This is a genomic window from Cryobacterium sp. CAN_C2 (assembly GCF_015751745.1).
Taxonomy (GTDB): domain Bacteria; phylum Actinomycetota; class Actinomycetes; order Actinomycetales; family Microbacteriaceae; genus Cryobacterium.
The window spans coordinates 1-3,578 of sequence record NZ_JADOUX010000041.1 but is presented as its reverse complement, the minus strand read 5'-3'; the positions used below and the strand labels follow the sequence as shown (position 1 = coordinate 3,578).

Here is a 3,578-nt window from a genome sequence, read left to right as displayed (position 1 = left end):
TGGCTGGACATGGTGATGATTCCTGATTCTCGCCCTACGTCAAATGGCGAACTTGCTGTTAGGTACTGGCCTCACTCGACCTTGACACGTAGGGGACTCGCGCTCAGGAGCCCGATTATGGTGCTTGCCGCAGCAACCAACGATATAGTTCGCAGTCTCGACGCCTTTATGTACATGATTTCCCCCGACTCATGAGCAGCTAGCCACACGCTACTGTTCTACTGCACCTACCGTCAGCCCCCAGAATGGGGCGACCAAGTCCCTGGAAAGGTGCAAAGCTCGGCAGGCCTGCGGTGGCTCGTTGATGTGATGAACCATCGTGCGCCCATCCTCCGCATGACCGGAACAGGAACCTTCTACGGGAAGAATCTCTTAGTCTCGAACGCCTCCACCGGCTTCGAGGGTCCCGTCGCGTTTCCAAGTTACAGATAGGTTCGTGTCGGGGAAGGCTGTAGCGGATGACCAATTCAAGTGCATGCCGTCGGCCGGAAAGTCATCCGCGGGCGCGCATCCGGATATAAAGTCTGTCTCTGAGACGAGAACAACCAGGCACACAGCGGACCCTGATCGGGCGGCATACGCGCCATAAGAGAGCAGGCCGCTGGTTGTTAGGACGCGGAACGAGGTCACCTCCAGGCTTCCCGGCAGTAGTTGCTCGGGAATATCATCGCCCGTCTGGGGACGAGCGAACACCGACGCCGTCGCAAAAGATTGTACGGGGCGGGTGGCGTCAGTCGCTAACTCGGTGTTCGGCGTGGTGACGCTACGGCTGCCCACTTGGGTCCCGCCAATGAAACCAACGAGACTGGCGGCAACAATCCCCGCCGCGATGAACCCGTTTCGAGCGCGCCTACCCGTGTGGGCGGGCGCTGGGCCATCAACTCGCTCGAGTTGACCTTCCGTGGGGGTGGCGCCTGCCACCTCTCCTCGGGTGACAAGTACCGGTGCGTTCATGCCCTCTTGTGCGGAACGAACGGCAGTCGTGATCGCTTTATGTTCCGAGTCGATTTCGGCTTGGAGAGTTCGAATCGCCTGCGCTGTTTTCGGGTCGCCATTCAATCCGCCACCGAGCGAGAACGCTTGGCGTTGCAGGGTGTGAAGTTCCGCGAGGGGCGACGGGGTCCCGTCGGGCGCTGTCTCAACCGGACGAGACGCCCACCAAAGTGCGTTGATGACATCTCCGTGCCCACTGAAGGCCTCCCGCACTGCAGCGAGGAACGCTGGATCCTCTAGTGCCCAAGAATACGCCCAGTGGTCGTCGTGAGGATCGACTGTCATATCGTCCTCCCGACAGTATTTGAGGATATCTCCATACGCAGCTGAGCTATTTTTCGACCATTGGTTATGCCCAGGCATGGGGTTTTCGACCGGACAAGGGACCGAATCGATAACAACACTAGTGCGTGAACGGTTAGCTCAGGTGCCTCTTGAGAAGATCTCAAACCGGACTCTTCCGGTAATCCTTCGAAGGAATTCGGCCTAATTCCACGCCGTTTCTGACGAAATAAGTAGAATTTACGCATCTACCTGAGCTAACCGTCTACGCATTACAACACTAATCCTGAGTACAGCACTTTTGTCCTCCTAAACCCATTCCTGCGAGCGCATATCGCTCGGCTGCCGTGACACGCCAGCAGGCGATCGATCTCTCAGTCGGACCGGCAATAATGCGACCGCTTGGATTTCGAGCCGAGTGCTGTGCCGGAGATCCGCGATACTCCCGACCACCAGAAGGACAAAGTGAGCATGATCCGTCCCACTAGCTGCCCGGCACATGTCCAATCCAGCTGAGAGGAACTCCTCCGGTCGGCAACGTCTTACGATCCCCGTCGAAGGCTGGATTGGCTTTACCCATCACCGAGGCGACCGCATGCTCACGGAGTGCACGTCTCCGGACTCGGACTCCGCAGACAACAAAAAATATACTCGCGCCAAGTAAAACGACGCCACCGGCCATGAGCCCCAGTGAAAAACCGGACAGGGACGCGTTAAAGGACCGATAGATACTGAAGGGAATCGTCAGCCAGGCTCCGACCAATAATACTGATCCGATGATAACGAAAAACGTCCCGCGGCGAACATTGCGGATTCGAAGATCGTCAGCTGCAGCGAGGTCCCTCGCAACGTATGACTCTTCCATGGTTTAGCCCTTCGATTCATCGCAGATCTGTGGAATCGCTACAGAGCAGTCGAGCGAAAATAGCTAACGCATGTCGGGTACCAACTTGTCACGTTTCCCGGAGCTGACCCGAACTGCCAATTCAGACTCGATTTCCCGCTGTTGTAGGAGTGCTGGCCCGAAGAAGTTGGATTCGCGGACAAAGTTCCATCGGTTGAGGTATTTCCGGGATATGTCCAAAGTCGGACTTCGCCAGTGCTCTCCCAATTGATCTGAACAATTTTCGGGTATCCGCAGGTATCTGTCCGCAACCCCGAATAGTGCATGGCGTTTGCGGGGATAGCGGGCCCGAGAATACTCAGCGTGAAAGCGACCGTGGTCATGGCTGCACCTAACCGAAATTTGCGCAAGAAATTCCCCCCAATGTTTGACGATTTATGACTCTAGTGACCCCGTTGGATAGAAACAATGCACCGCGTTGACCAATATTCAGATAGAAGAACTGCGCGATCCCAGGACTGCACGCGCGACCGTAAGCCGGACCTTCAACGGGCACTGAAATTAGGTCCTCCAAGAGGGGCCAATTGTCGGGGCTTGCAGCCTAGGTAGGGTGCCCCGTTGGGGGCCGCTTGCGGGATTGTTCTTGACCCCTCGACCGGCCGAAGTGCACCGTTCGAACTATGAATGAATTTCTGATCGGATACGCACGCGTGTCCACGAACATGCAAGATCTCACCGCCCAACAAAACGCCCTGGAAGCCCTCGGCGTTAGATCGAACCTGATCTACACCGACCACGGACTCACCGGCACCAACCGAGCACGCCCCGGCCTCCGCGAAGCACTCGCCGCCTGCCGGAACGGCGACACCCTCGTCGTCGCCAAACTCGACCGACTTGCCCGCTCTCTCCGGGATGCGAAAGACATCGTCGACGAACTCACCGTCACAGGCGTCAAACTCAGCATCGGCGGATCCGTCCACGACCCGACCGACCCGGTCGGGCGCCTGCTGTTCAACGTCCTCGCGATGGTGGCAGAGTTCGAATCCGACCTCATCCGCGCCCGAACACGCGAAGGGATGCAAGTGGCCAAAGCAAAAGGCCACCTCCGCGGCAAACAGCCGAAGTTGTCGCCGGCGCAACAACGTCACCTGATGGAAGTGCACCTCGCGGGGACGCATTCCACGAGCGAGCTCGCTGAATTGTTCAACGTCGCCCGCTCCACCGTCTACCGCACCGTCCAACGACAGTCGGTCGACAGCTGAAACATACTCGACGGCTCCCGTTGCCGAGCCAAGCAAGTCAGCAACGGGACAGCCAACCCCAGGGGCGACAGCAGTCATCTCCAGGGTCGAGCCGTGTCACACGGGAACGCTCACCGGCACAGCAAGCTCGCGCGATCAGCCGGCTGCGTCGGCTTCGCCCTTCGGCACCAATGGCCAAGCGGACCACTCTCCGGCCG

1 protein-coding gene is annotated in these 3,578 nt (G+C 58.2%); it reads left to right on the top strand.

The annotated features are described in order from the left end of the window. The first annotated feature begins 2,799 nt into the window (after positions 1 to 2,799). On the top strand, positions 2,800 to 3,381 hold the full coding sequence (locus IWX77_RS16725; protein WP_196845676.1) for a recombinase family protein: 582 nt from the start codon (positions 2,800 to 2,802) through the stop codon (positions 3,379 to 3,381). The last annotated feature ends 197 nt before the right edge of the window (positions 3,382 to 3,578 follow it).